Below are 23,394 nucleotides of genomic sequence, written 5' to 3'. Positions count from 1 at the left end.
TAGCGAATAATCTGTTAATAAGAACTTCACTTCGCTATTAGATAGCATATATTTAATTCGATTTGGTGGGTAAGTACTATCAATAGGTATATATGCACCACCTGCCTTATATATAGCAAGAATAGCAATGAGAAAGTTAATGTCGCGGTCTTTGAAAATTCCTACAAACTCTCCTTTACAGACTCCTAATTTTCGCAACAATTCAGCTAGCTGATTCGCTTGATGATTTAGCTCTTGATACGTAAGCTGAGTTTGTTGATGAATGACGGCTATATTGTTTGGAGTCTGAGATACTTGGGTTTCAAATAGTTGATTTATTGTCTGGGTAACAGGATACTGTTTAGTTTGATTATTAAACTCCATTAATATCTGGTGTCGATCGAAGTCTTTTAATAAAACAATCTCTGATATTTTCGTATTTACTTCATTAATACAGCTTTCAAGAATATTAATATAATATCTACTCATAAATTTTATACTTTCATCTTGAAACAAATGTTCTTTATACTCTATGTCAGCACTGAGACTTCCACAATCAACTTTAAAAAAAATTGTAATATCATTATTTAGTTGATTTAAAATACTTTTATTATGAATATTTTCTAAACAAACTACTATGTCAAAAAATGGATGGCGATTAGGATTTTTTGATATATTCAACAACTGGATTAATTCATCAAAATTACAGTTTTGATTGTTGTAAGCATTAATGATTGAATCTTTTACTTGAAAAAGAAAATCTTTGAATGACAGATGAGGTTTTATCTGAGTATGCAATGGAATAACTTTGTTATTTACCTCATTTAGAAAAATTTTATCATATATTGGTATTCCAATAATAATATCATTGTTTCGAGTATACTTTTGCAGCAATATATTCAATGCAGATACCAGTATCCAGTACATTGAAAAGTAAGAACCTTGAGCTAGCTTAATGATTGATTGAGATGAATCATTTGATAAATCAAAACTAATAGATTTGTTTCTACCGCTATAAAATAAAGGTCTTACATAGTCTAACATCAGATTTGTTTCAGGTAATTCTCCCGATAGTTTATTTATCCAATAAATTTTTTGAGATAATAAGTCATTAGATTTTAAATGTGTATTCATGCTTATTTCCTTGGAGATAATAAAATAAATATATAAAGTTAATATTTGCAACCAGCTTCTTATAACAAATAAAAATTAAATTACCTGATTACAAAACATTTTTCGAGTTTAAAGTATTTGATTGCCTGTTGAAGTACTCAAGATAGAATCTAAATCTAATGACATTTCTTTTTCTAAAATTAACAATTCAATATGGGGTTTTTGCTCTGTAAGCAACAATAACTCCTGAAGACGCACTTTAGGATTCGTTACTATGCCTTCGAGTAATATTTTGAAATGCTCCAATATATTAGTTATTGTTGCCGCATCAAAACGGCGAAAATCATAATTAATTCCAATCGTCAGTTCTGAGCCAGGATATCCAACTATATTTAGAGGATAGTTTGTTTTGTAATAGCTAGTTTGCTCAGAAATATTTAGACTTCCCCATTCTTGCAGAAACTTGCCTGTTTTTTGGTTCTCGAACACCACAAAGCTCTCAAACAAAGGCACATTACCCAGCACTTTACTGCACTTTTGAATATCTACCAGTGGAGAATACTCATACTCTCGAACTTCTATCAATTGAGTTTGTAATTGCTGAAGCCAAGGTAATAAATACTCGTCCAAATCTATCTTTATGTGGACTGGTAAGGTATTAACCATTTCCCCTACCATTGACTCCGATCGCTCTAAATCTACTGGACGACCAGAAGTAGTACAGCCATAAGTTACATCATTTTTACCACTATAGTAACTAAGGAGTATGGCCCAAACTCCCTGAACTATTGTATTCATAGTCAGGTGATGCTGTCTTGCTAATGAATCTAGATTTTTTGTAGTTGCTTCCGATAGACTGATTTGTATATCCTCATAGCGTTCTTCTAGATTGGACAAGTTGTTTGAGTATAGGTTAGTTAGGGGAGTAGGCTCTTTTACTTCATTGAGTTGCTGTCGCCAAAATTCCTCTGCTTTGGATAAATCCTGCTGTTTCAACCATTTAATGTAGTCTTTAAAACAACTGCCGTATGTTAAGGGTGCATCTTGACCCCGACAATATGCTTCATAAATTTCAATCACATCATTTAATACCAATGGATATGACCAACCATCGAGAATAATTAGGTTGCTACTCCAAACAAGATAGTAAACATCTTCTTGAATCTGGATTACAGCCACACGCATTAGAGGTGCTTGGGAAAAATCAAACCGCCGCAAGCGATCGCTGTCGAGAAAAGACTTTAAACGCTCTTGTTGTTCCAATCGATCGAGTTCCTGCCAATCCTGGTACTCTACAGGTACTTCTACTTGCCGATGCACAACTTGTAATGGTTTATCCAATTCTTCCCAATAAAAGCTGGTACGCAAGATTGTGTGCCGGGTTGCTACTTGCTGCCAAGCGTATTTAAAAGCAGCAACGTTCAGATTGCCACTAAAAGTGTAGACAAACTGTGAATGGTATAGTCCCATTTCTGGAGTGTGCAAACCGTGAAACAGCATACCATGCTGTATTGGAGATAGTGGGTATATGTCTTGAATATCTTCTTTCATAGTGTTTTATTTTTACTCCCTCGGTTGATTTTCTCTAAAAACAGATCGAGGTCTTGTTGATTGAAGTCTGCTTCTGGAAAGTCAGAAGGTGTATATCCTCCGACTTCACGAGAATGACAATGAGTCATAAGTATTTGCAACGCTTCTACAAACCCTTGTGCTAATCGTTCAATAGTGCTTCGTCGATGTATTTTTTCGCTGTACGTCCAATCCACTCTCAACTGGTTATTAACTACCAAAGCGTTGATATTGAGCATATAGGTCTCGCGGTTGCAAAGGCTGCGCGTTTGTCCTTGGGAACCTTGAGAGATTTTAAATATTGATGAGTCGGAAAATGTTTGATCGAACTGACCTAAATAATTGAAGACCACCTCAGCTTGTGGAAGCGATCGCAGTAACTCTACTCTGGCAGTATCCTTACTAAGGTAACGTAGGACACCATAGCCCATCCCCTTATTTGGAATGCTCCGCAGCTGCTCTTTGATCGATTTCAAAGCCTCTACGGGATGAGAGATTTTTCCCAAATCTAACAGCACAGGAAAAATAGATGTAAACCAACCTACTGTGCGCGACAAATCGACATTATCAAAAATCTCTTCCCGTCCATGACCTTCCAGAGCTAGTAATAGAGAATTATTGCCAGTCCATTCAGAAAAAGCTTGTACTAGTGCCGTGAGCAAGACATCGTTAATTTGTGTATTGTAAGCTTTTGGTACTTCTTTTAGCAATACTTGAGTCTGTTCCTGTGCCAAAAAAATTGAGATGTTCTGAGCCGAAGCCACTGTATTGTCGCCGTCAGCAAAATCGACTGGCAAAGGAGCAATTTTTTGCCAAGACTCTCTCAGCCAATAGTCCCATTCTTGCTGGAGAGTAGCTGATTGTGCATATTTCTGTAGACATTCCGACCAGTATTTAAACGAAGTTGTCTTTACTGGCAGTTGCGCTTTCTTGCCTTGGTTCATCTGTTGGTATGCTGTTTCCAAGTCCTCCAGTAAAATCCGCCAAGAAACGCCATCTACCGCTAAATGGTGAATGACTATCAGCAAATGGCTTGGTTGCTGCCCTAAGTCAAACAGAGCAACTCGTATCAATGGGCCTGTTGAGAGATTAAGACTGGCTTGTAATTTGGTAGCAGCTGTTTCGATGGCTAGTTCTTGTTCGCTTGCTGATAGGGCAGAGAAATCCAAGTGTATCCAGGGTATTTCTGCATCAGGGCTGGCTATAATCTGCTGCCAGCTAGACTCTGTTTGTTCAAAGCGTAAGCGGAGAGCATCATGGTGTAACAGCAGTTGCTCTACCGATTTTTCTAATACAGCTAGGTCAAGAACTTGTTTAACTTCTAGTAAGACTGCTTGGTTCCAGTGGTGGGGTTCGAGTAGATTCTGTTCAAAAAACCAGTATTGTATTGGTGTTAGAGAAGCTAAACCTGTAATCAGTCCTTGTTCAGCTTGTTTTACCTTTTTCGCAACTGCCACACTTGCCAAACCAGCAACTGTTTGATGTTGAAATAACTGTTTAACTGCCAGTTGTAGACCAGCCTCGTTGGCTTTGGTGATAACTACAATGGCAAGGATAGAATCACCACCTAACTCAAAAAAGTTATCGAAAATACCCACTTTATCCATACCAAGCACTTCTGCCCAAATTTCAGCCAGCTTGGCTTCTAAGAAATTACGAGGTGCTACTAGCTCTTTGCCTAATTCAGGTCTTGCTGTATCAGGTACAGGTAGTGCCTTACGATCAACCTTACCATTAGGTGTTAATGGTAACGCTTCTAGGCTGACAAAAGCAGATGGTACCATGTAAGGTGGCAACTTTGACTCTAAAAAGCTACGTAGTTCAAAAATTGCCAGTGTTTGCTCTTTTTGAGGAACTACATACGCGACTAAACGTTTAGAATTTACCGATTCTTCGCTGACTACAACTACAGTTTCTTTTACTGCTGGGTATTGGTTGATAGCTACTTCAATTTCGCCAAGTTCAATGCGAAAACCGCGTATTTTTACTTGGTGATCGATACGTCCAAGGTAATCGATATTACCATCTGCTAAATAACGAGCAAGATCCCCGCTCTTGTATAGGCGTGCGCCCGGCTTGTTGCTGAAAGGATCGGAAACAAACTTACCTAAAGTCAGATCAATATTATTGATATAGCCTCGTCCGACTCCTTCACCACCAACATATAGTTCGCCGACCATACCCACAGGCAAAGGCTTGAGGTTTTCATCTAATATGTATACTTTTGCATTATGGATCGGTTTCCCAATCGGTACTAATTTTTCTAGCCATTGTTCTGGTTGAGCAACCCGATAAGCGGCACAGATGTCTGTACATTCGGTCGGGCCGTAAGTGTTGACAATTTGTGTTTCGCAGGGAATAGAGTCGAGCCATACCTTGAGCCTAGATATTGAAATCGGTTCACCACCCAAAAATACATACTTCAATGTCTTTTTCATACACAAGCTTTTATCACCTTGATCTATCAATGGATAAAAGGCGCTCGGAGTGCAGTTGAGCCACGTCACTTGTTTGTTACAAACGGACTCAGCGATTTGTGCAGCGTCATAGCATCCAGATGATAAAATGTGCAACTCACCTCCAACGAGTAAAGGAGCATAAATATTCTTCTGCGTCAAATCAAAACTCAAAGAAGATATGAGTAAAACACGGTCATTGGAGGTAAAATCGAATTCCATTACAAACCAATTCATGAGGTTTGCAAAGCTTCGCTGATAGACTCCTGCACCCTTGGGTTTACCTGTTGACCCAGAGGTGTAGATCACATACATTAAATTGTCTGGTGTGACACCACTGACTTGATTTTCTGGGCAATGTTTGGCAATGGCTTGGGAATCAGCGTCGAAACAAATCACATCCCCTTTGTACTTCGATAACCGTTCTGCTAGCCGTTTATGAGTCAACAAAACGAATATGTCGGCATTTTCTAGCATGAAGGCCAAACGTTCCGGTGGGTACATCGGATCTAGCGGTACATAAGCACCACCCGCTTTGAGGATGGCTAATATTCCGATGACCATATCAAGCGATCGCTCCACACAAATCCCGACTAATACCTCTGGTTCCACGCCCAGCTTTTTCAGATAGTGCGCTAGTTGATTTGCTCTAGCATTCAGTTCGTAGTAGGTTAATTGTTTATCCTCAAATACTACTGCTACTGCATCAGGCGTGCGTTCTACTTGCGCTTCAAACAACTGATGAATACATTGTTGTTGAGGATATTCAACCTGAGTGTTATTCCACTCCACTAGCTGCTGATGTAACTCCTCAGCCGTTAATAGTGGTAAGTCAGATAATCTTGCTTGTGGATTTGCAACAATCCCTTCTAGCAAAGTACAAAAATGCTCTACTATCCGAGTAATGGTTTCAGCATCAAACAAGTCGGTATTATATTCTAAGCACCCCTTCAATTCTGACTCTGCATTCACTATGTGCAAGGTTAAATCAAATCTGGCAGTCTGGCCATGCGTCGGGAGCCAATTTAGAGTCAAACCAGGTAGTGTCAGTTGCTTTTGAGTGTCTTCCTGCCAAGCAAACATTACTTGAAACAAGGGCATCTGACTGAGATTTCTATCTGGCTGAAGTTTTTCCACCAATTGCTCAAAAGGTATATCTGCATGAGCGTATGCACCCACGCATACCTCGCGCACTCTATTCAACAATTCTAAAAAACTTGGATTACCAGAAAGATGAGTCCGCAGCACCAGGGTATTTACAAAAAAACCAATCAGCCCTTGAATCTCACTTTGGTTGCGGTTAGCAATTGGGGAGCCAACGCAGATATCTTCTTGCCCTGTGTAACGGTACAGTAAAGCTTGAAATGCTCCCAGTAGCGTCATAAACAAGGTTACTCCTTCCTGATTGCTCAAGGATCTGAGCATATCAGTTAGGCTCGCTGATAGCTCAAAAGAAGCAATTGCGCCTCGGAAGCTTTGGACTGGTGGCCGTGGGCGATCTGTGGGCAAAGCTAAAGTTGAAGCATCTGCCAACTGTTGCTTCCAATAATCAAGTTGCGTCTTTTGTAATTCCCCTTGTAACCACTGACGCTGCCAAATAGCAAAGTCTGCGTATTGAATAGAGATATCAGGCAGGGGAGATGCTTTGTCGATGGAAAAAGCTTCATAGAGTCCTGCTAATTCACGAATCAGCACTCCTATAGACCAACCATCAACGGCAATGTGGTGGATCGTGAATAGCAGCAAGTATTCTTCGGCACCTGTTTGTAGCAACATGACTCGCAGCAACGGGCCAGTCACTAAATTAAAAGGTTTTTGAGCTATCTCTGTTGTTAACCGTTCAACTTGTTCTTGTCGTTTCACTTCTGACATCGAGAGCAAATTCACCACTGGCAGCGTCACAGTTACAGCAGGATGAATAATTTGAATTGCTTCTTCCTCAAGCATCTCAAAAGTAGTACGTAACGCTTCATGGCGCCGCACAATCTCATTGAGACTTCGCTCTAACGCATCCACGTTAAGCGTACCTAACAACTGTACGCACGCTAGTTCGCTGTAGTAAGGATTGTCGATATCTAACTGTTGAAGAAACCACAGCCGTTGTTGAGAAAAGGATAGGGGAGCAGGACTTATTTGAGCACGTTTGGGAATAACCTCTAATTGAGAGCGAGAGTCAACTTCACCGCGCAATCGCTTTGTGAGAAGCTCCTGTTGAGCGAGTGAAAGCTTTGACCGTCGTTTTAAAATTTCATCTTTTCTTGTTTCCATAATCCCCCCTATCAAACTACGATAACTAGCAGTACCTTCTAATCCATAATTTTGACCTTGACATATTCAGGAATAGGCTGTATTTGCGTTAGATCGTTTTCTAAAATCTCCAAATCTCCATTTTTTTCAATCTCATGAAAACCTGCAAATTTATAAGATATATACATCATTCGATTACGATTATTTGAAACAAACTCAGCCCGCAAACGAACATTATTATTCTTAGCTAATGTCATAATATGATTTAGCATAATTGTGCCGACACCTCTGGACATAACCCGACAAGACATCAGCAAAAGCTTCAGAGTCCATACAACCTCCGCACATTCTACAAGAGCTAGCCCAATTTTTCCATAACTGCCGTATTTATCTTCTAAACTAGCAATTAGTATTTTATGTTGATTTGATTTTCGGAAATGATTCAGTTCATCATAGGAGTATGTATAACCAGTTGTATTTAATTGATTAGTTCTTAATGTTAACTCTTCGGCTCTTTGTAAATCATCTTCTTGAGCGTCAGAAATAGTAAAAGTCATATTTAGTGTAGCTAAAAACTCGTCTTGAGTACCAATAAATTCTTTTTCCGAATTATTTCGTTCAATATCACTAATATACATTAATCTTCTCAGTTTTGAATCCTCTGTAATAAAACGAGGATTCATTTCTGGTTTATCTAAGATATCCGTTAAATCAGTTACATTAATACAATGTACTTCAGCAAGAGAGAAATTGACTTCTTCAAGTTCAAATAACTGGTCATCGATAAAGGCAAATACATTGATACCAATATTGAGCGACTTAGCAATTTCTTGAATAGAACTCGATTTTGAATTCCAATTGATTTGGGGATAGAGAAAATATTCGTATAGCCCAAACTCCTGGATTTTTTCCATTGCTCTGGCATAGTCATTTTTACTGGCAATAGACTGCAAAATACCTCGACTATCTAATGTTTTGATAATATCGATTCTATCGGGGAACAGGTAAACACAGTCATCCTCTAACAAAACACCATCCCAAAGCGTGTTATCTAAATCCCAAACTACGCATTTGATAGTTTTTTTATCGACTTGTTTATCGCTTAAAATTTCAGTGTTTGTGCTAATCATATTCTCACATCATTGCCAGTAAGTTTTGAGAATTGACAGTGGAAGCAGGTTTTGATATGTACTCTTGATAACCGTAATCAGCGATGGTAATCTGTTGTATTTGTGTACTTCCTTCAATGATTTCCATAATTTTGGCATCTCGGAAATATCTAGCAACCGAATATTCATTAGTACAACCATTAGCGCCGTGAATTTGTACGGCATCATTTGCGACTTTAGTTGCTGTTGTAGATGCAAAATATTTGGCGATTGAAGTCTCTGTGATGGAATTGGGATCGCCAATTTCTTTGAGATAGCCAGCTTGATAGCATAGTAATCTTGCTGCTTTCACATTGACTATCATCTCGGTAATCATTTGCCGAATTAATTGGTGTTCTTTCAAATAAACATCAAACTGTTTTCGTTCACTCGTGTAATGAATGCAGTCTTCTAGGCAGGCTTGAGCAATACCTACAGAACCCCATGCCACACTATATCTTCCATAATCTAATGCAGAAGAAGCTATATAAGAGAAACCAAAACCCAATCTGCCTACCAGGTTTTCTTTAGGAATTCGACAATCTAGAAAGTTTAATTGAGCAAGCATTGAAGCCCGAACACCTAATATTCCAGAAATAGGTTGTATTGAAAATCCTGGACTATTCTTTTCAACTAAAAAAGCAGAAGGTTTACCCGAACATTGGGCAAATACCAAAAATACATCTGCAATTTGCCCGTAAGTAATCCATTTTTTATTTCCATTTAAAACATAAGAGTCACCAGAAAGTGTTGCTGTGGTTTCTATACTTTTGGCATCGCTACCTACGTTTGGTTCACTTAAGGCGAAAGCAGCTATAACTTCACCAGATGCTAATTTTGGCAGCCAATACTCTTTTTGAGACTTATTACCCCATCGACAAAGAGCATAAGAAACCATACTGTGAACTGTGAGCAAACTCCGTAAAGAAGAACATCCTCGTCCAACTTCTTCATTAAGAAGACCATAGGTAATAATATCCATACTTTTGCCACCAAATTCTTCAGGTAATACTGCACCCAAATATCCTTGATGAGCAAACTTTTCTATAACTTTTGAAGAGGTATACTCTTCTTGGTCGAAGGAATTTGCATGAGGTATAATTTCTTCGTTTACGAAACCTCTAAACTTAGATTTATCATCTTTTTGTTGAGATGTCAACTCAATTTTCATGATGATTACTTGTTTGGTGGAAAGGATGGTAATTGTTATATTTCTTCATTTTTATGCGACTAAAGTTGTTTTCCGTTCAACTAAACGAATCATAGAATTTATAGTTCTGAAGTTATCAAGTTCCAGGTCTTCATTGTCAATAGTAATTTGAAATGCTTGCTCTATAAATAAGACAAGTTGCATAGCAAACATGGAATTGACAAAACCAAGGGCAAATATATCTTCATCTAACTGCAAATCATGATTTCGGAAAAATCGGGATAAAAATTCTCTAATTTTTACTTGTATTTCTGACATTTTTCAATTTGCCTTGATTTACAGAATGGCTAAGGACTTTGTTTTCATATCCAATTTCAAATTGCTCCATTGTAAGTATAAAAACCTTGCCCACTCTTGCGACCAAATAACCCGGCATTTACCATTTTTTTCAGTAATTGACAGGGCCTATATTTGCTGTCGTTGAAACTTTCATACAAAACTTCGATAGAAAAAAGAATCGTATCCAATCCAATTAAGTCAGCAGTTTCTAGAGGGCCCATCTTGTGCCCAAAACAACTTTTAAAAATTCTATCCACTTCTTCCACTGAAGCAACTTGGTCTTGTAGCAAGAAAATTGCTTCATTAATCATCAACATGAGAACTCGATTAGAAACAAAACCTGGCGCATCATTGACGAGGATGCTTTCCTTACCCATCTGAGCCAGTAATTCTTTCGCTGTTGAGATTGTTTCATCAGATGTGTGATACCCGCGAATCATTTCAACCATCGGCTTCATGGGAACCGGGTTCATGAAATGCATACCAATCACTTTATCAGCACGCTTAGTTAATGAAGCAATGCGAGTAATGGGAATAGCAGATGTATTAGCTGCAAATATAGTTTGTTCTGGACAAATCGCATCAAGTTGTGCGTATACTCCCTCTTTAATATCCCACTTTTCGGTGACATTTTCAATCACAAATTCTGTATCTTCAAGAAATTTATAGTTTGTAGAAAATTTAATTCTTTGAAGAGTGGTATCAGGATTGTCTACTTTTTCATTTTTATTGAAAAAACCTTGAAAACGGATATTATTTCTGATTTGTTTGTTAGCAGCTGACAAAATCTCTTCGGAAATATCTACTAAAATTACGTGATGACCGCTCTGGGCGAGACTTTGGGCTAACCCAATTCCCATCACACCTGCTCCGACAACACCGACAGTTTGAATTTTCATAATTTTATCCTGCAATGACTAACTTTTTCGATCTAGTTTGACAATTGCACATTAAGAGTTTTGTTAATCTCTCCAGTTACACTTGTTTCGTTTCTAGATAATTGTTCTAACTCTTCTATGAGAATTTCTTCAATCACCAAAGCTAATTCATCAATAGTGGGAGCTTCAAAAAGAGAACGAACAGGTAGTTCTATTTGAAAAGTTTTGCGAAGCTGAGAAATAAGTACAGTTCCCGTCAGAGAGTCTCCCCCTAAAGCAAAAAAGCTGTCATGAATACCTACTGGCTCTATACCCAGTAACTCTTGAAAAACTTCAACTAGTTTTTGCTCTACGTCATTACTAGGAGCAATGTATGCATTTTTTAAGTTTGGTCTAGAGTGACGAGAAGATAAATTAACTGTTTGGGCAGTATTTTTTTGTTGTAAAGGTTTTAATCTAATCCATTGGTCAATTCTAGATTGTAAATTCCCAGTTGAAACAACTATTTGATGATATTGACTCCATAAAATAATCCGTTCAAGGGCATTAATACCTTCTAAAGGTTCGATGGCGAATTCAGCCAAAGTTGTATTAGCAGGTATTTGTGAATTGTCTACTGCAAATCGCCACGCATCCCAGTTAATGCTCATCCAAGGAACAGGATTTATCTGATTGTGCTGGGAAGCAAAAGCATCCATGAATAGACTGGCTGCTGAGTAGGTAACAGAGCCTAATCCTCCTAAAACTGAGGTTAAGGAAGACATTAATAGACAAAAATCAAGGTTTTGAGACTGCAAAACTTCTTCTAATACTAAGAGTCTTTGTATTTCTTGCTGAAGTTGCTGTTGACACTTTCTTGGGTCTATCTCTACGATAGGGTTAAATAACTTATCTGCGGGTATTTTAGTTGTGTGGAATACCCCATTTATTTGACTAAACTTGTTTTGTATTAAATTTACCACATCAGCGCTTTCGATTAAGACTTCTGCACCCAAATTTTCTAGTTCTTGCACTTTGAAAATCTTGCGGCTGATGTTATTTTGAGCGTTGTGAGTTTTCAGCCACTGTTCCCACTCCTGTCGATTGGGAAAATCTTCAGCTTCTAAAATCAGCAGCTTTGCCTGTAGTGTCTTTGCTAGATGTTCGGCTACTACAAGTCCTATGTCTTCCAGTCCACCTGTAATCAAGTAGACTCCTTTTTCCTTGAATCTGGGTGTTTTGGGTAAATTTACATCTAATTGGACAGACTCAAAGGTTTGCACCCAACGTTCCAAACTACGGTAAGCAATAACTGAGTCAGAGGAATTGGTTTGGAGTTCCGTCAGTAGTTGTTCTACAAATTTTTCTTCTTGCCAACTTCCTGGTGAGGGAATAGCAACATCAATACTACGACATTTTATATTTGAATATTCTTGTGGGATGACCTTAACAAGTGCAAGGAGTGTTGCTTTTTCTGGACAAAGATTTTCAACTCCAGTTACAGCTTGCATATTGTTGGAGATAATTGCAATCTGTAACTCATTTGTAAAATTCTGTTTTCCTAGCGCTTGTGTCAACAATAATAAACTTTGGAATCCTTCTGTCGGGTTAAAGTCTCCAAGTTCTGACTGCGTTACACTCCATAGATGAATAATTCTTTGTGGTATGAAGTCTTGAGCGCGAAGTTCTTTGAGTAGGGTATTGTAATCATCTTGTTGTTGAGGCGCTATTGTATATGCACGCTTACCCAGATGCTCTCTTGAAGATTCACTCGTAGTCTCAAATTGTTTTCCAATTCTGACGGTAATGACATCATGACCTTCAAGTTCGAGTCGCTGCACGATTTGAGCGCCTAACCCATACTCATCAACAAATATTAACCATCGTTCTGCTTGTTTGACCTGACCGTTTGATTGTGGTGGTAGCGAACGTTTCCATGAAGGGATGTAGAACCAGTCAGCAATGTTGGGCTTTTTGCCAAATGAAACTTCATGCGTTTTGTCGGCTTCAAGTAATGCTGTAAATGCTGCTGGTGCTTTGAGGGTTGTTTGTGTAGTAGCCTGAGCGACAATTATGTGGTCTGTGAAAGGTGCGAATTCTGAGAAAGCTGTCACCTGCACAAAACCATGAGATTTGAGTTCTTGTTGCCACTGCTCTTTGGATAAAAAGGGATTGCACATGTTACGATCGCTTTCTAAATCCTCTATCGGATTCATCAGCAGCGCGTCAATGAACTCAAATTCCAAGCGTGGTTGAGTTGTTTCCCAAAAAAGAAGCAAACCTCCAGGAGCGAGTAAAGAGCGAATGCGATCGAGAGTTTCTCCAATATTTCGAGCAACGTGCAACACTTGGAAAGCTACAATTACATCAAAGCTGTGGCTTGAGTATCCTTGTTCTTGTAGCGATCGCTCAAGGTCTAGCAATTGGTATTCAATAAATGGATAATCGCTAAATTTCTTCTTAGCTGCATTCAAGAAGAAACCTCCCACATCAGTGAAGGTATAATTAGTTTTGTCTGATGGCAATATAGGTAATAACTCTGCCGTGCCGGTGCCAGTTCCAGCGCCAAGTTCCAGAATTCTGAGATTCACTTGAGGAGGTAGTGCTTTTGACACTTGTTCTAAGCATACCCGCATGATTGAGTTGTAGTACTTATTTTCAGGCAATTGTTGGACTGAAAATTCTCCTGACTTTAATAAGGTGGAAACATGGAACTCTAATGGTTCTTTTTTACCAGTCAGTAGAGCTACCATATTTTCGCCATACAGTTGCAGCAAATCTATTTGTTGCGGTGTGTCTGCCCATTTGGTTCTGACTTCTTCTACCAAAAGCTTATTAACAAAGTCTATTGATATTGGTAAAAAGTTACTAAACAGCCCTTGTTCTCGATTTAACTGACCTTGCTCTACCAATATTTCTAGCCATCGACTGAACAATTCTCTATAGGAAGGAATAATCTGACATTGGTCAAATAACTCTTCCAAAGAATACTTTTTAGTGGGATTGCTAAAAGCTCCTAAATGTGCTGTTGTAAGCTTAATATAAGCAATACATAAACGATCTAAACACTCTCTTTTCTCTTGAGCAATTGGCTCGTCAAGTTCCGAAGCCCCTATGCTGGCTTGGAGTTGACCAGCTTCTACTAAAGATTTCCAAAGCTCTGATGCTGTTAACTTGGGTTGGGAATTTATTTGTGCAGGTAATAATTTTTGTGGTTCAATCCAATATCTTTGTCGCTCAAAGGGATATGTTGGCAAGGGAAGGCGGTATCGGCGCTCATGGGTATGGAATCCCGACCAATCTATCTTAATTCCTTCAAGCCATAGTTGTCCTAATGTGTTGAGGATAAAAGCAACGTCTGACTGGCGCTCATAAGCATAGCGCAGCGAGGATAATATTACTTTGCGATCGCCAGAAACATTATCTAAGCATTGCATTGCTAAACTGCTTAATGCTTGTCCTGGCCCCACCTCTAAGAAAATTGGACTGTATTTTGTCCACAATTGATTTACTCCATCAGCAAAACGCACGGGTTGGCATAGATGCTGTGTCCAATAGCTGGGATTTGTGGCTTGCTCTGCTGTAATCCAAGTTCCGGTAACGTTAGATATATAAGGAATTTGCGGTGGTTTGAGGCTGATAGTTTGCACCAGTTCGGTGAAAGAGTCAGTGATCGCCTCCATCATGTAAGAATGAAAGGCATGGGAAGTCTGCAATTGCCGACAGGCTAACCCCTTAGCGCTCAACTCGCGTGCCAATTCCTCTACAGCCTGTGTAGTTCCCGCAAGCACACACTGAAATGAGCCATTAACTGCTGATAAGGAAAGGTTTTTATTCAAGAAAGGTTGCACTTCTTCTTCTGTTAAGGGAACTGCTAGCATTGCTCCCCCTGGCAACTCTTGAATCATTTGCGCTCTTTTGGCAACAAGAGTAATCGCATCTTCTAGAGACAATACTCCGGCTATTGTTGCTGCGGTATATTCACCGATGCTGTAACCAATCATCGCTACTGGACGAATGCCCCAGGATATCCATAATTGAGCTAAAGCATACTCAATGGCAAACAGTGCTGGCTGCGTCAGGTATGTTTGATTTAGTTTTTGGGCGGCGGGATCTGGTGATTGGCGATCGCGACCAAGCATTTGGCGTAAATCTATACCCGATTTTTCTTTGGTTGTTTCGGTTGTTGAATGGGAAGTAGGATAAATAACTTCTTTGAGATTAAGACCTAAAAGGGGTTCAAACAACGAGCAACAGCGATCGAGGTGTTCTCTAAAAGTTGGTTCAAACTGGTATAATTCAGAACCCATGTTGAGATAATGAGTTCCCAAACCAGTAAACATCAAGACTACTGGGCGCTCATTCATATCCTGAGTGCTAGTTAAGACTCGTTTAGGATTTTGGAAAGCTGCGATCGCATCTTCAGTATCTTGACAAACAACTGTCCGCCGATGACTCAAACCATGTCGCCCAACTTGCAATGTATAAGCCACATCTGCAAGGTTAATTTCTGGGTGCTGTTGCAAGTGATTAACCAAATTTGTAGTCGCCGTCTCCAAAGCAGAGTCAGTTTTGGCAGAAACTACCAGCAATTGATACTTTCTCCCCTGCTCCCCTGCCCCTCTGCTCCCCTGCCCTACAATAGGTGCTTCTTCTAAAACAACATGAGCATTAGTCCCCCCAAGACCAAAAGAACTAACCCCAGCGCGGCGTGGTGTCCCGTTTGTTTGCCATGCAGATAGTTGGGTATTAACGTAAAAAGGGCTGTTGGCAAAGTCTATTTCGGGATTTGGTTCTTCAAAGTACAAGCTGGGTGGTATTTGTTGATGCTTTAAAGCCAAAACAGTTTTAATTAAGCCTGTCACCCCAGCAGCTGTATTCAAATGGCTGACATTAGGTTTAACCGAACCGATCGCACAAAAACCTTTCTTACTGGTTCTGGCACGAAATACTTTTTCTAGCGCTCGAATTTCGATTGGATCGCCCAAGGCTGTACCAGTACCATGAGTTTCAATGTAGGTAATGGTATCAGGTTCAAAGTCGGCGATCGCTTGGGCTTGGGCGATCGCTTCTGCTTGACCTGCAACGCTCGGTGCTGTATAGCTGACTTTTACCGCACCATCATTATTAATAGCTGAACCTTTAATCACTCCATAAATATAGTCGCCATCTGCGACGGCATCCTCTAATCTCTTTAAGATCACAATACCCACGCCTCTGCCAAAAGGGCCGCCTTGGGCTTTAGCATCAAAAGCGCGAGTGTGAGCATCAGCAGAAGCCATCCCACCAGTTTGATAGAAATAACCTTCTACTTGGGGAGTTTGGATCGCGATACCACCAGCCAGTGCCATATCGCACTGGTAACTTTGCAACCCTCGGCACGCTAGATGAACAGCTACTAAGGAAGTGGAACAAGCTGTACCAACACTAATACTCGGCCCTTTTAAATTTAACTTGTAAGAAGTTCGTGTAGAGATAGAATCCTTATCATTGCCAAGGGCAATTTGCATATTCAGGGATTTGAGCAAGTCAGGGTGTGAGGCGAGATTATTCAGCAGGTAAGTACTTAGATTGCCCCCAGCATATACACCAATCAGGTTATTGTCTGTTTTTGGATCGTAACCAGCATTTTCTAAAGCTTCCCACGCACACTCTAAAAAAACTCGCTGTTGTGGGTCGAGAATCTCAGCTTCTCTAGGAGAGTAGCCAAAGAATGAAGCGTCAAACATCTCGATGTCTTCTAGCACAAACCCTGCTTTTACATAGTTAGGGTCTTGCAAACAAGTTGGATCTACGCCTTGTGCGATTAATTCTTCATCGCTGAAGGGTGAAATAGACTCTACACCGTTGCACAAATTCTGCCAAAACTGAGCCACATTTTTGGCTTTGGGAAACCGACCTGCCATGCCAATTACGGCTATTCCTTTCAATCGATTACTCATACACTCTCCTCCTGAGTTTCATCAGCTCCATTTCTTCTTCAATTGCTGCTTCTTGCCTCTTGGCACGCTCTTGGGCTTGCTCGAAGGCTGGCGGCTGTTGATTTTGTGTCTGGCTGAGATATCCTGCCAAGACATTGATGGTGGGATATTCAAATAAGTCAGCTGTGGAGATATCACAGTTTAAAGCCGCCTGCAATTTACTGCGTACCTGTACCATGAGAAGTGAATCGCCACCTAGCTCAAAGAAGTTGTCGTGGATACCTACTTGTTCGCTGCCCAGGAGTTCTTGCCAGATCGAAGAGATTTTTTGCTCGATTTCGTTTCTGGGAGCAATATAAGTAGTACTCAGTTCTGGTCTTGAATACGTTGGTTTTAAGAGGTTATCTTTGTTTGTAGCTTCTGGATTGGGTGAGTAATTCACGAGATCCGGCTTGATTTGAAGTCGGAAATCATGGGTTGAGACTAAAACTTGGGAAAGCGTATTTTCCAGAATCCGGTTGAGAGCTTCTATCCCCTCAGCAGGTGATAACCCTTGCTCAAGCAGCTGTTTTTGATACGTTTGGGCAGGTGTGAGAGATTTTTTCGGCTCTCTAGAACTGAAAGCTACGGATACTTTAGTGTCTTTGTTTTCCCCAATAGATAGGGAGTCTTGATTTTCCAAAGATACAACAATCTTACCAATATGTTTCGCTCTTGCCATCTCTTCAAAAGCACGAGCCACGGAATTAATGGCAAAGACCTGATAAGGCAAGGGTTGAAAATTTCTCTGGTGGAAATGTTGTACTACTTCGCGCCACAGGTCGCTAAAGTTGGGAAGTTGTCGGTCTACGTTAATAGCAAAGAACGATAAGCATTTTGCAAAGACTTTTAGACCTAGTTGGCTGTTATTGAGAATATCCCGCTTACCAATTTCTAGGAAGCGTCCGTAAGGTGCTAATACGTCTAGACTTTTGGTCAAGAATTCTCCAGCAAGGGAATTCAAAACTACGTCTACACCTTTGCCATGGGTGCGTTGCATCACTTCCTCAGCAAAAGCAACAGACCTAGAATCAAAGACATGCTCAATCCCAATTGAGTGCAGAAACGCTCGCTTCTCTGGATTACCCGCCGTGGCGAAGATTTCTGCTCCTATCCACTGAGCAATTTGAACTGCGGCCATGCCAACTCCACCAGCCGCAGCATGAATCAGAACGCGATCGCCTTTACTCAACCGACCCAATTGCATCAGGGAATAGTAAGCTGTAGTAAAGGCTACGGGAATTGTTGCTGCTGCTTCTAAACTCAAATGTTTAGGTTTGAGTGCAACTGATAAAGCAGAAGTCGTGAGGAATCGGCTAAAGCAACCATCGCCAAAGGCAATCACTTCGTCTCCGATTTCAAATCCCTCAACGCCTTCTCCTAATGCAACTATTTTTCCAGCACACTCCAAACCGAACTTGAGATCGGCATCAGTTGGGATAGGAAGCATTCCTAGAGCCAGAAGTACTTCTTTAAAGTTAAGACCAGTTGCAGCCACCTCAATTTCTATCTCTCCTCGTCCTGGTTGCTGTCGCGATCCTGATTGAAATGTCAAAGTATCTAAAGTGCCAGGAGAAGAAATTTGTAAACAAAAGTTTTGGTTTTCGGAAATAGGAGATTTTTTGGGGATGACATCTACTTTTCTCAAAGTATACTCTTCTATCTCAACCAATTCTCTCCCTTGCTCATCCATAATCGTGATATCAAATTTCAGAGTATCATTCCGAGATTTGTCATTTTTAGTGGATCTAATGTGACTGTATACTTTCTCAGGTAAAGATTCTCTAAACGTCAATTTTTTATAAGAAAATGGTAAGTAAGCACTATTTTCTTTGATGCTCAGAAAACCAACGGCATTATCTAGTAAAGCCGGATGTAATTTATATAAATTAAGATCGTTGGCAAATTGGCTAGGTATTTCTAGGATAGCTAAACCTTCATTTCTACCGAATTTTGCCTGTTTGAAGTTGTTCCATCTAGAGCCAAATTCTATATATCCTCCTTGAAGTTTAATTTCCCTTTCTGCATTGGTAATTTCCTGTTCGTTACATCTGGCTATAATTGCTTCAATGTCATATTGATTAGTAAATTCTGTTTCGATAAAGGCTATTTCTCCTCTAGCATGTTCTAACCATTTATCTCCCTCAGAGTTAGATTGACTGATGATCGAGAATTCAAATTTATCTCCCTGTTTTTTCAACAGTGTCCGAACTTCTTTTTCTTCATCAGCTTCTACCACTAAGGGCGAGAGGAAATACATTTCACTGATTTCTATTGGGCGATTTTCGCTATGCTTTTCAAAAGCAGCCTTAGCCATTTGCAGGTAAGCTGTTCCTGGAAGTGTCGCTTTTCCCATGACTATGTGTTCATTCAAAACCCAATGTTTGATGACGCTAAACTTCGAGATATATATTTCTTGCTCTGAACTCTCCACTATGCATTGCTCAAATAATGGATGGTTCACTGCTTGAAATTGAGGTTTGATAATCTGGGTTGCGGCTGTGGCTGCCATACCAACTTCCTGCCAAGCAGACCAGTTAATGGATGTAGTAAATATGCCATCTCGATTACTCTTATAGTGAGCAAAAGCGTCCAGAAAAGCATTAGCACTGGCATAATCTACCTGTCCTAATTCTCCTTGAATGGCAGTCATTGAAGAACACAAAACCAAGAAATCTAGCTGAGTATCCTGAAAAATACTATTAATAACTAGCGTTCCTTTCACTTTCGGAGCTAGAACCTTTGCTGTCATTTCCGCCGTTTTTAGCTGAATGATTCCACCTCCTGGAATTCCAGCAGTATGAATCACACCATTGAACTCACCAAAATGCTTCTGCGCCTTTGCGATCGCCTCAAGCATTTGTTCGCGATTGGTGACATCAGCACTCACCACCAAAATTTCTGCACCCAACTGTTCGAGTTCTTGGAGTTTTTGAATCTTGCAGCTAATAGTATCTTGCTCACCATGAGCCTTCAGCCACTCTGACCATTGGTCTTTTGCTGGAAATGATGAACGTCCTGTGAGCAGTAATTTTGCCTTTACAGTCTTCGCCAGATGCTCTGCTAAAACCAGTCCAATGCCACCTAATCCACCAGTGATTAAATATACGCCTTTTTCTTGTAGCTTTGGTATTTTTGTAGAGGCTGGCTTTAAGGAAACAGGTTCAAATTGTTGTACCCAACGATGATTTCCTCGGTAGGCGATAACTGAGTCAAAAGATTGTGTTTGTAGTTCACTCAGCAATTGTTCTATCAGTTTCTCTTGCTGCCAAGATTGATTTGAAGGAGTAGTAATATCAATGCTGCGACAACTGATATTTAAATACTCTTTTGGTATGACCTTGACAGGCCCAAGAATAGTTGCCTTTTCAGGACAAAGAATTTCATCTCCAGTCACTTCCTGGATGTTGTTGGAGATGACGGCTATTTGCAGTTGTTCGCTAAAATGATGTTTCCCAAGTGCCTGAGCGAGAAATAGCAGACTATAAAATCCTAAATCTTCTGTGCCAACTACTGATTCTGTATTATTAACAGGTGTGACATTCCATAAATGCACAATTGTATTTGGGAATTTGTCTTCTGCTAGAAGTTCTTTGAGCAAAGCATCATAGTCATCTGGTTGTTGGGGATTTAAGGTGTAGTGGCGATCGCTTAGTTTTCTCAACTTTGATCCGATGGTGAGTGCGATCGCATCTTGACCTTGCTGTTTCAATCGATTCACTAATTCTTCACCCAATCCGCACTCATCGGTAAACACCAGAGTGCAAGCCAAAACCGATTTTTCACTCTTGGGTTTTTCGGGTAGTGGAGAGCGTTTCCATGATGGGACGTAGAACCAGTCAGCAATATCTGACTTTTTACCCGTTACAGAGGCGACAGGCGTCTGTAAACTTGTCTTGACAGTTGGTGCTGGTTTTTGGTCATGAATCCAGTAACGCTGGCGCTCGAAGGGATATGTTGGTAAGGGAAGACGATGACGGCGCTCATGAGCATAAAATCCCGACCAATCCACATTTACTCCAGATAGCCAAAGCTTACCTAATGTGTTCATTAAGAACGCTACATCTGAGTGTTTTTCTTGAGGATGTCGTAATGAAGATAATGCGATCGGTTCTGAATGCTTTTTGGCGAAGGTAGATAAAGTATGTCCAGGCCCAACCTCCAGCAGGATGCGATTTGGCTCTTGCAGTAATACAGAAATTCCCTCCGAGAAGCGAACACAGGAGCGTAAATGTTTCGCCCAATAATTTGGATCTGTGGCTTGCTCTGCCGTAATCCAAGTGCCCGTAACATTGGAAATAAAAGGAATTTTCGGGGGATTTAGTCTAACTTTACTGACTTCCTTCTCGAATGGCTCCAAGATGGTTTCCATCATCGGAGAATGAAAAGCGTGGGAGGTATGAAGGCGACGACATTCTATCCCTTGAAGCTGGTTTTGCAATGCATCGATAGCATCATTAGTTCCCGATACTACACACAAAGCTGGTGCATTACTAGCAGCTAAGGACAAATTTTCATTCAGTAAACCTCTAACTTCCGCTTCTTTTAAGGGTACAGAGAGCATCGCACCAGATGGAAGTTGTTGCATCAGTCGCCCACGAGCAGCTACCAGTCTTAAGGCATCTTCAACAGACATTACACCAGCTAAACAGGCAGCGACATATTCCCCAATGCTATGACCAATCATCGCTTGAGGAGAAATCCCCCACGACATCCACAATTGAGCCAAAGCGTATTCTATGACAAACAATGCAGGTTGAGTAATGTCAGTTTGTTGCAGTTTTTCGGCTGCGGTTTTTGATTCAGACTCGCCCGGATAAATTAGCGATCGCAAATCGAACCCCAAATGTGGTTGCAGCAATTGACAGCAAAAATCGACTTGTTCTTGAAAAACTGGCTCAGTCTGGTAAAGTTCTTTACCCATGTCTACATACTGAGCGCCCTGTCCAGGGAACATGAAAGCAATGGGGCGATCGCTATTTTCAACTAAACGAGTCAAAACTCTTTGCGGATCTCGTAAGGCGCTGGCTGCATCCTCGATATCTTGGCACACCAGCACGCAACGATGATTAAATTCACCACGTCCTACTTGCAGGGTATGGGCAACATCCGCTAAGTTCACATCGGGATGTAGCTGGAGGTGATTAGCCAGATTTTCTGTTGCAGTTTCTAAAGCTGAGTTAGTTTTGGCAGAAAGTACTAACAACTGCCAAGGCCGAGAAGGGCTAGACGGTTCCAGCACTGGCGCTTCTTCTAAAATGACATGAGCATTAGTCCCACCAATACCCAAAGAACTCACACCAGCACGACGAGGAGTACTTTCCGTTTTCCATTCTGTGAGGGTTGTATTTACATAAAAAGGGCTGTTGGCAAAATCAATTTGGGGATTGGGTTGCTCAAAATTTAAACTGGGTGGTATCTGCTGATGTTTCAGAGCTAAAACTGTTTTAATCAGTCCGGCTATTCCAGCCGCCGCGTCTAAATGACCGATGTTTGTCTTCACTGAACCGATGGCACAAAAGCCTTTTTTGGTGGTATTGCTACGAAAGACTTGAGAAAGTGCGGCAATTTCAATCGGATCGCCTAAAGCTGTACCAGTACCATGAGCTTCAATATAATTGATTGTCTCAGGCTCAACTCCCGCCAGCATCATCGCTTCAGCAATCACCTCTGCTTGACCATTGACGCTAGGCGCTGTGTAGCCAACTTTACCAGAACCATCATTATTAATAGCTGAACCTTTAATTACAGCATGGATGCGATCGCCATCTGCTAGAGCATCACTCAATCGCTTTAGGACAACAATTCCTACACCATTACCGATAGTTGTTCCCTGCGCTTTCGCATCAAAAGCACGACAGTGACCATCAGGCGATAATGTGCCTCCGGGTTCGTACAGATAACCCGTTTTTTGGGGTACGTGGATAGAAACCCCACCGGCTAAAGCCATGTCGCATTGATAATTCAACAAACTTTGACAAGCAAGTGTGGTTGCAACTAATGAGGTGGAGCAAGCTGTTTGGACTGTAATACTTGGGCCGGTAAGATTTAATTTATAAGAAACACGAGTTGTAAGGAAATCTTTATCGTTACCAATTACTGTTTGGTAGCATTGGGCTGAACCCAGGCGATCGCGGTTTAAATCTAATGAATAATAGTTATTTAAGCTAGCACCAGCGTAAACTCCAATGCGACTGTCACATCTATTTGAATCATAGCCAGCATTTTCCAATGCTTCTAAAGCACACTCTAAAAAAATCCGGTGTTGGGGGTCAGTAATTTCTGCTTCTTTGGGATTAAAACTAAAAAATGACGCATCAAATAAATCGATATCTTTTAATATGGCACTGGCTTTTACATAATTGCGATCGCTTAATATATTAGGTTCAATCCCATCAGAGACTACTTCTTCATTTGTGAAGATAGAAATTGACTCTACACCAGACTGTAAATTTTGCCAAAACTCTTTAATATTTTTCGCATCGGGAAAACGCCCTGCCATCCCAATGATGGCTATGGCTTCCATCGAATCATTAGTATCTGAGATACTCATTAGTTTTTTGCCCTTCTTTCATT

9 protein-coding genes are annotated in these 23,394 nt (G+C 40.4%); all 9 read right to left on the bottom strand.

Features of this window, described 5'->3' with window-relative positions:
• The coding region (locus tag RMY32_RS28370) for a condensation domain-containing protein (protein WP_322711398.1) at nucleotides 1–1,113 on the bottom strand (1,113 nt) is incomplete at its 3' end.
• A 108-nt stretch (nucleotides 1,114–1,221) separates the two neighbouring features.
• Nucleotides 1,222–2,643, bottom strand: coding sequence for a condensation domain-containing protein (locus RMY32_RS28365; RefSeq protein ID WP_322711397.1), 1,422 nt, complete (start codon nucleotides 2,641–2,643; stop codon nucleotides 1,222–1,224).
• A complete protein-coding gene (locus RMY32_RS28360; RefSeq protein ID WP_322711396.1) occupies nucleotides 2,640–7,385 on the bottom strand; it encodes a non-ribosomal peptide synthetase in 4,746 nt (1,581 codons plus the stop codon). The genes RMY32_RS28365 and RMY32_RS28360 overlap by 4 nt, the downstream gene beginning before the upstream one ends.
• Nucleotides 7,386–7,423: 38 nt before the next feature.
• Entirely contained in the window at nucleotides 7,424–8,494 is a 1,071-nt protein-coding gene (locus RMY32_RS28355) for an HAD-IIIC family phosphatase (RefSeq protein ID WP_322711395.1), read from the bottom strand.
• 4 nt (nucleotides 8,495–8,498) lie between these two features.
• Entirely contained in the window at nucleotides 8,499–9,683 is a 1,185-nt protein-coding gene (locus tag RMY32_RS28350) for an acyl-CoA dehydrogenase family protein (RefSeq protein WP_322711394.1), read from the bottom strand.
• Nucleotides 9,684–9,734: 51 nt separating this feature from the next.
• On the bottom strand, nucleotides 9,735–9,980 hold the full coding sequence (locus RMY32_RS28345) for an acyl carrier protein (RefSeq protein WP_322711393.1): 246 nt from the start codon (nucleotides 9,978–9,980) through the stop codon (nucleotides 9,735–9,737).
• 56 nt (nucleotides 9,981–10,036) lie between these two features.
• The gene (locus RMY32_RS28340; protein WP_322711392.1) at nucleotides 10,037–10,900 is read right to left on the bottom strand and encodes a 3-hydroxyacyl-CoA dehydrogenase family protein; all 864 of its coding nucleotides are present in this window, start codon (nucleotides 10,898–10,900) and stop codon (nucleotides 10,037–10,039) included.
• Nucleotides 10,901–10,932: 32 nt separating this feature from the next.
• Nucleotides 10,933–16,800, bottom strand: a complete 5,868-nt coding sequence (locus tag RMY32_RS28335) for a polyketide synthase (protein ID WP_322711391.1) — start codon at nucleotides 16,798–16,800, stop codon at nucleotides 10,933–10,935.
• The gene (locus RMY32_RS28330) at nucleotides 16,793–23,371 is read right to left on the bottom strand and encodes an SDR family NAD(P)-dependent oxidoreductase (protein WP_409884186.1); all 6,579 of its coding nucleotides are present in this window, start codon (nucleotides 23,369–23,371) and stop codon (nucleotides 16,793–16,795) included. Before RMY32_RS28330 ends, RMY32_RS28335 begins: the two co-directional genes overlap by 8 nt.
• Between the last annotated feature and the right edge of the window lie 23 nt (nucleotides 23,372–23,394).

This window comes from Nostoc sp. ChiSLP03a (assembly GCF_034531215.2).
In the GTDB taxonomy this organism is placed as follows: Bacteria; Cyanobacteriota; Cyanobacteriia; order Cyanobacteriales; family Nostocaceae; genus Nostoc.
This window is presented reverse-complemented; position numbering and strand designations above follow the sequence as displayed.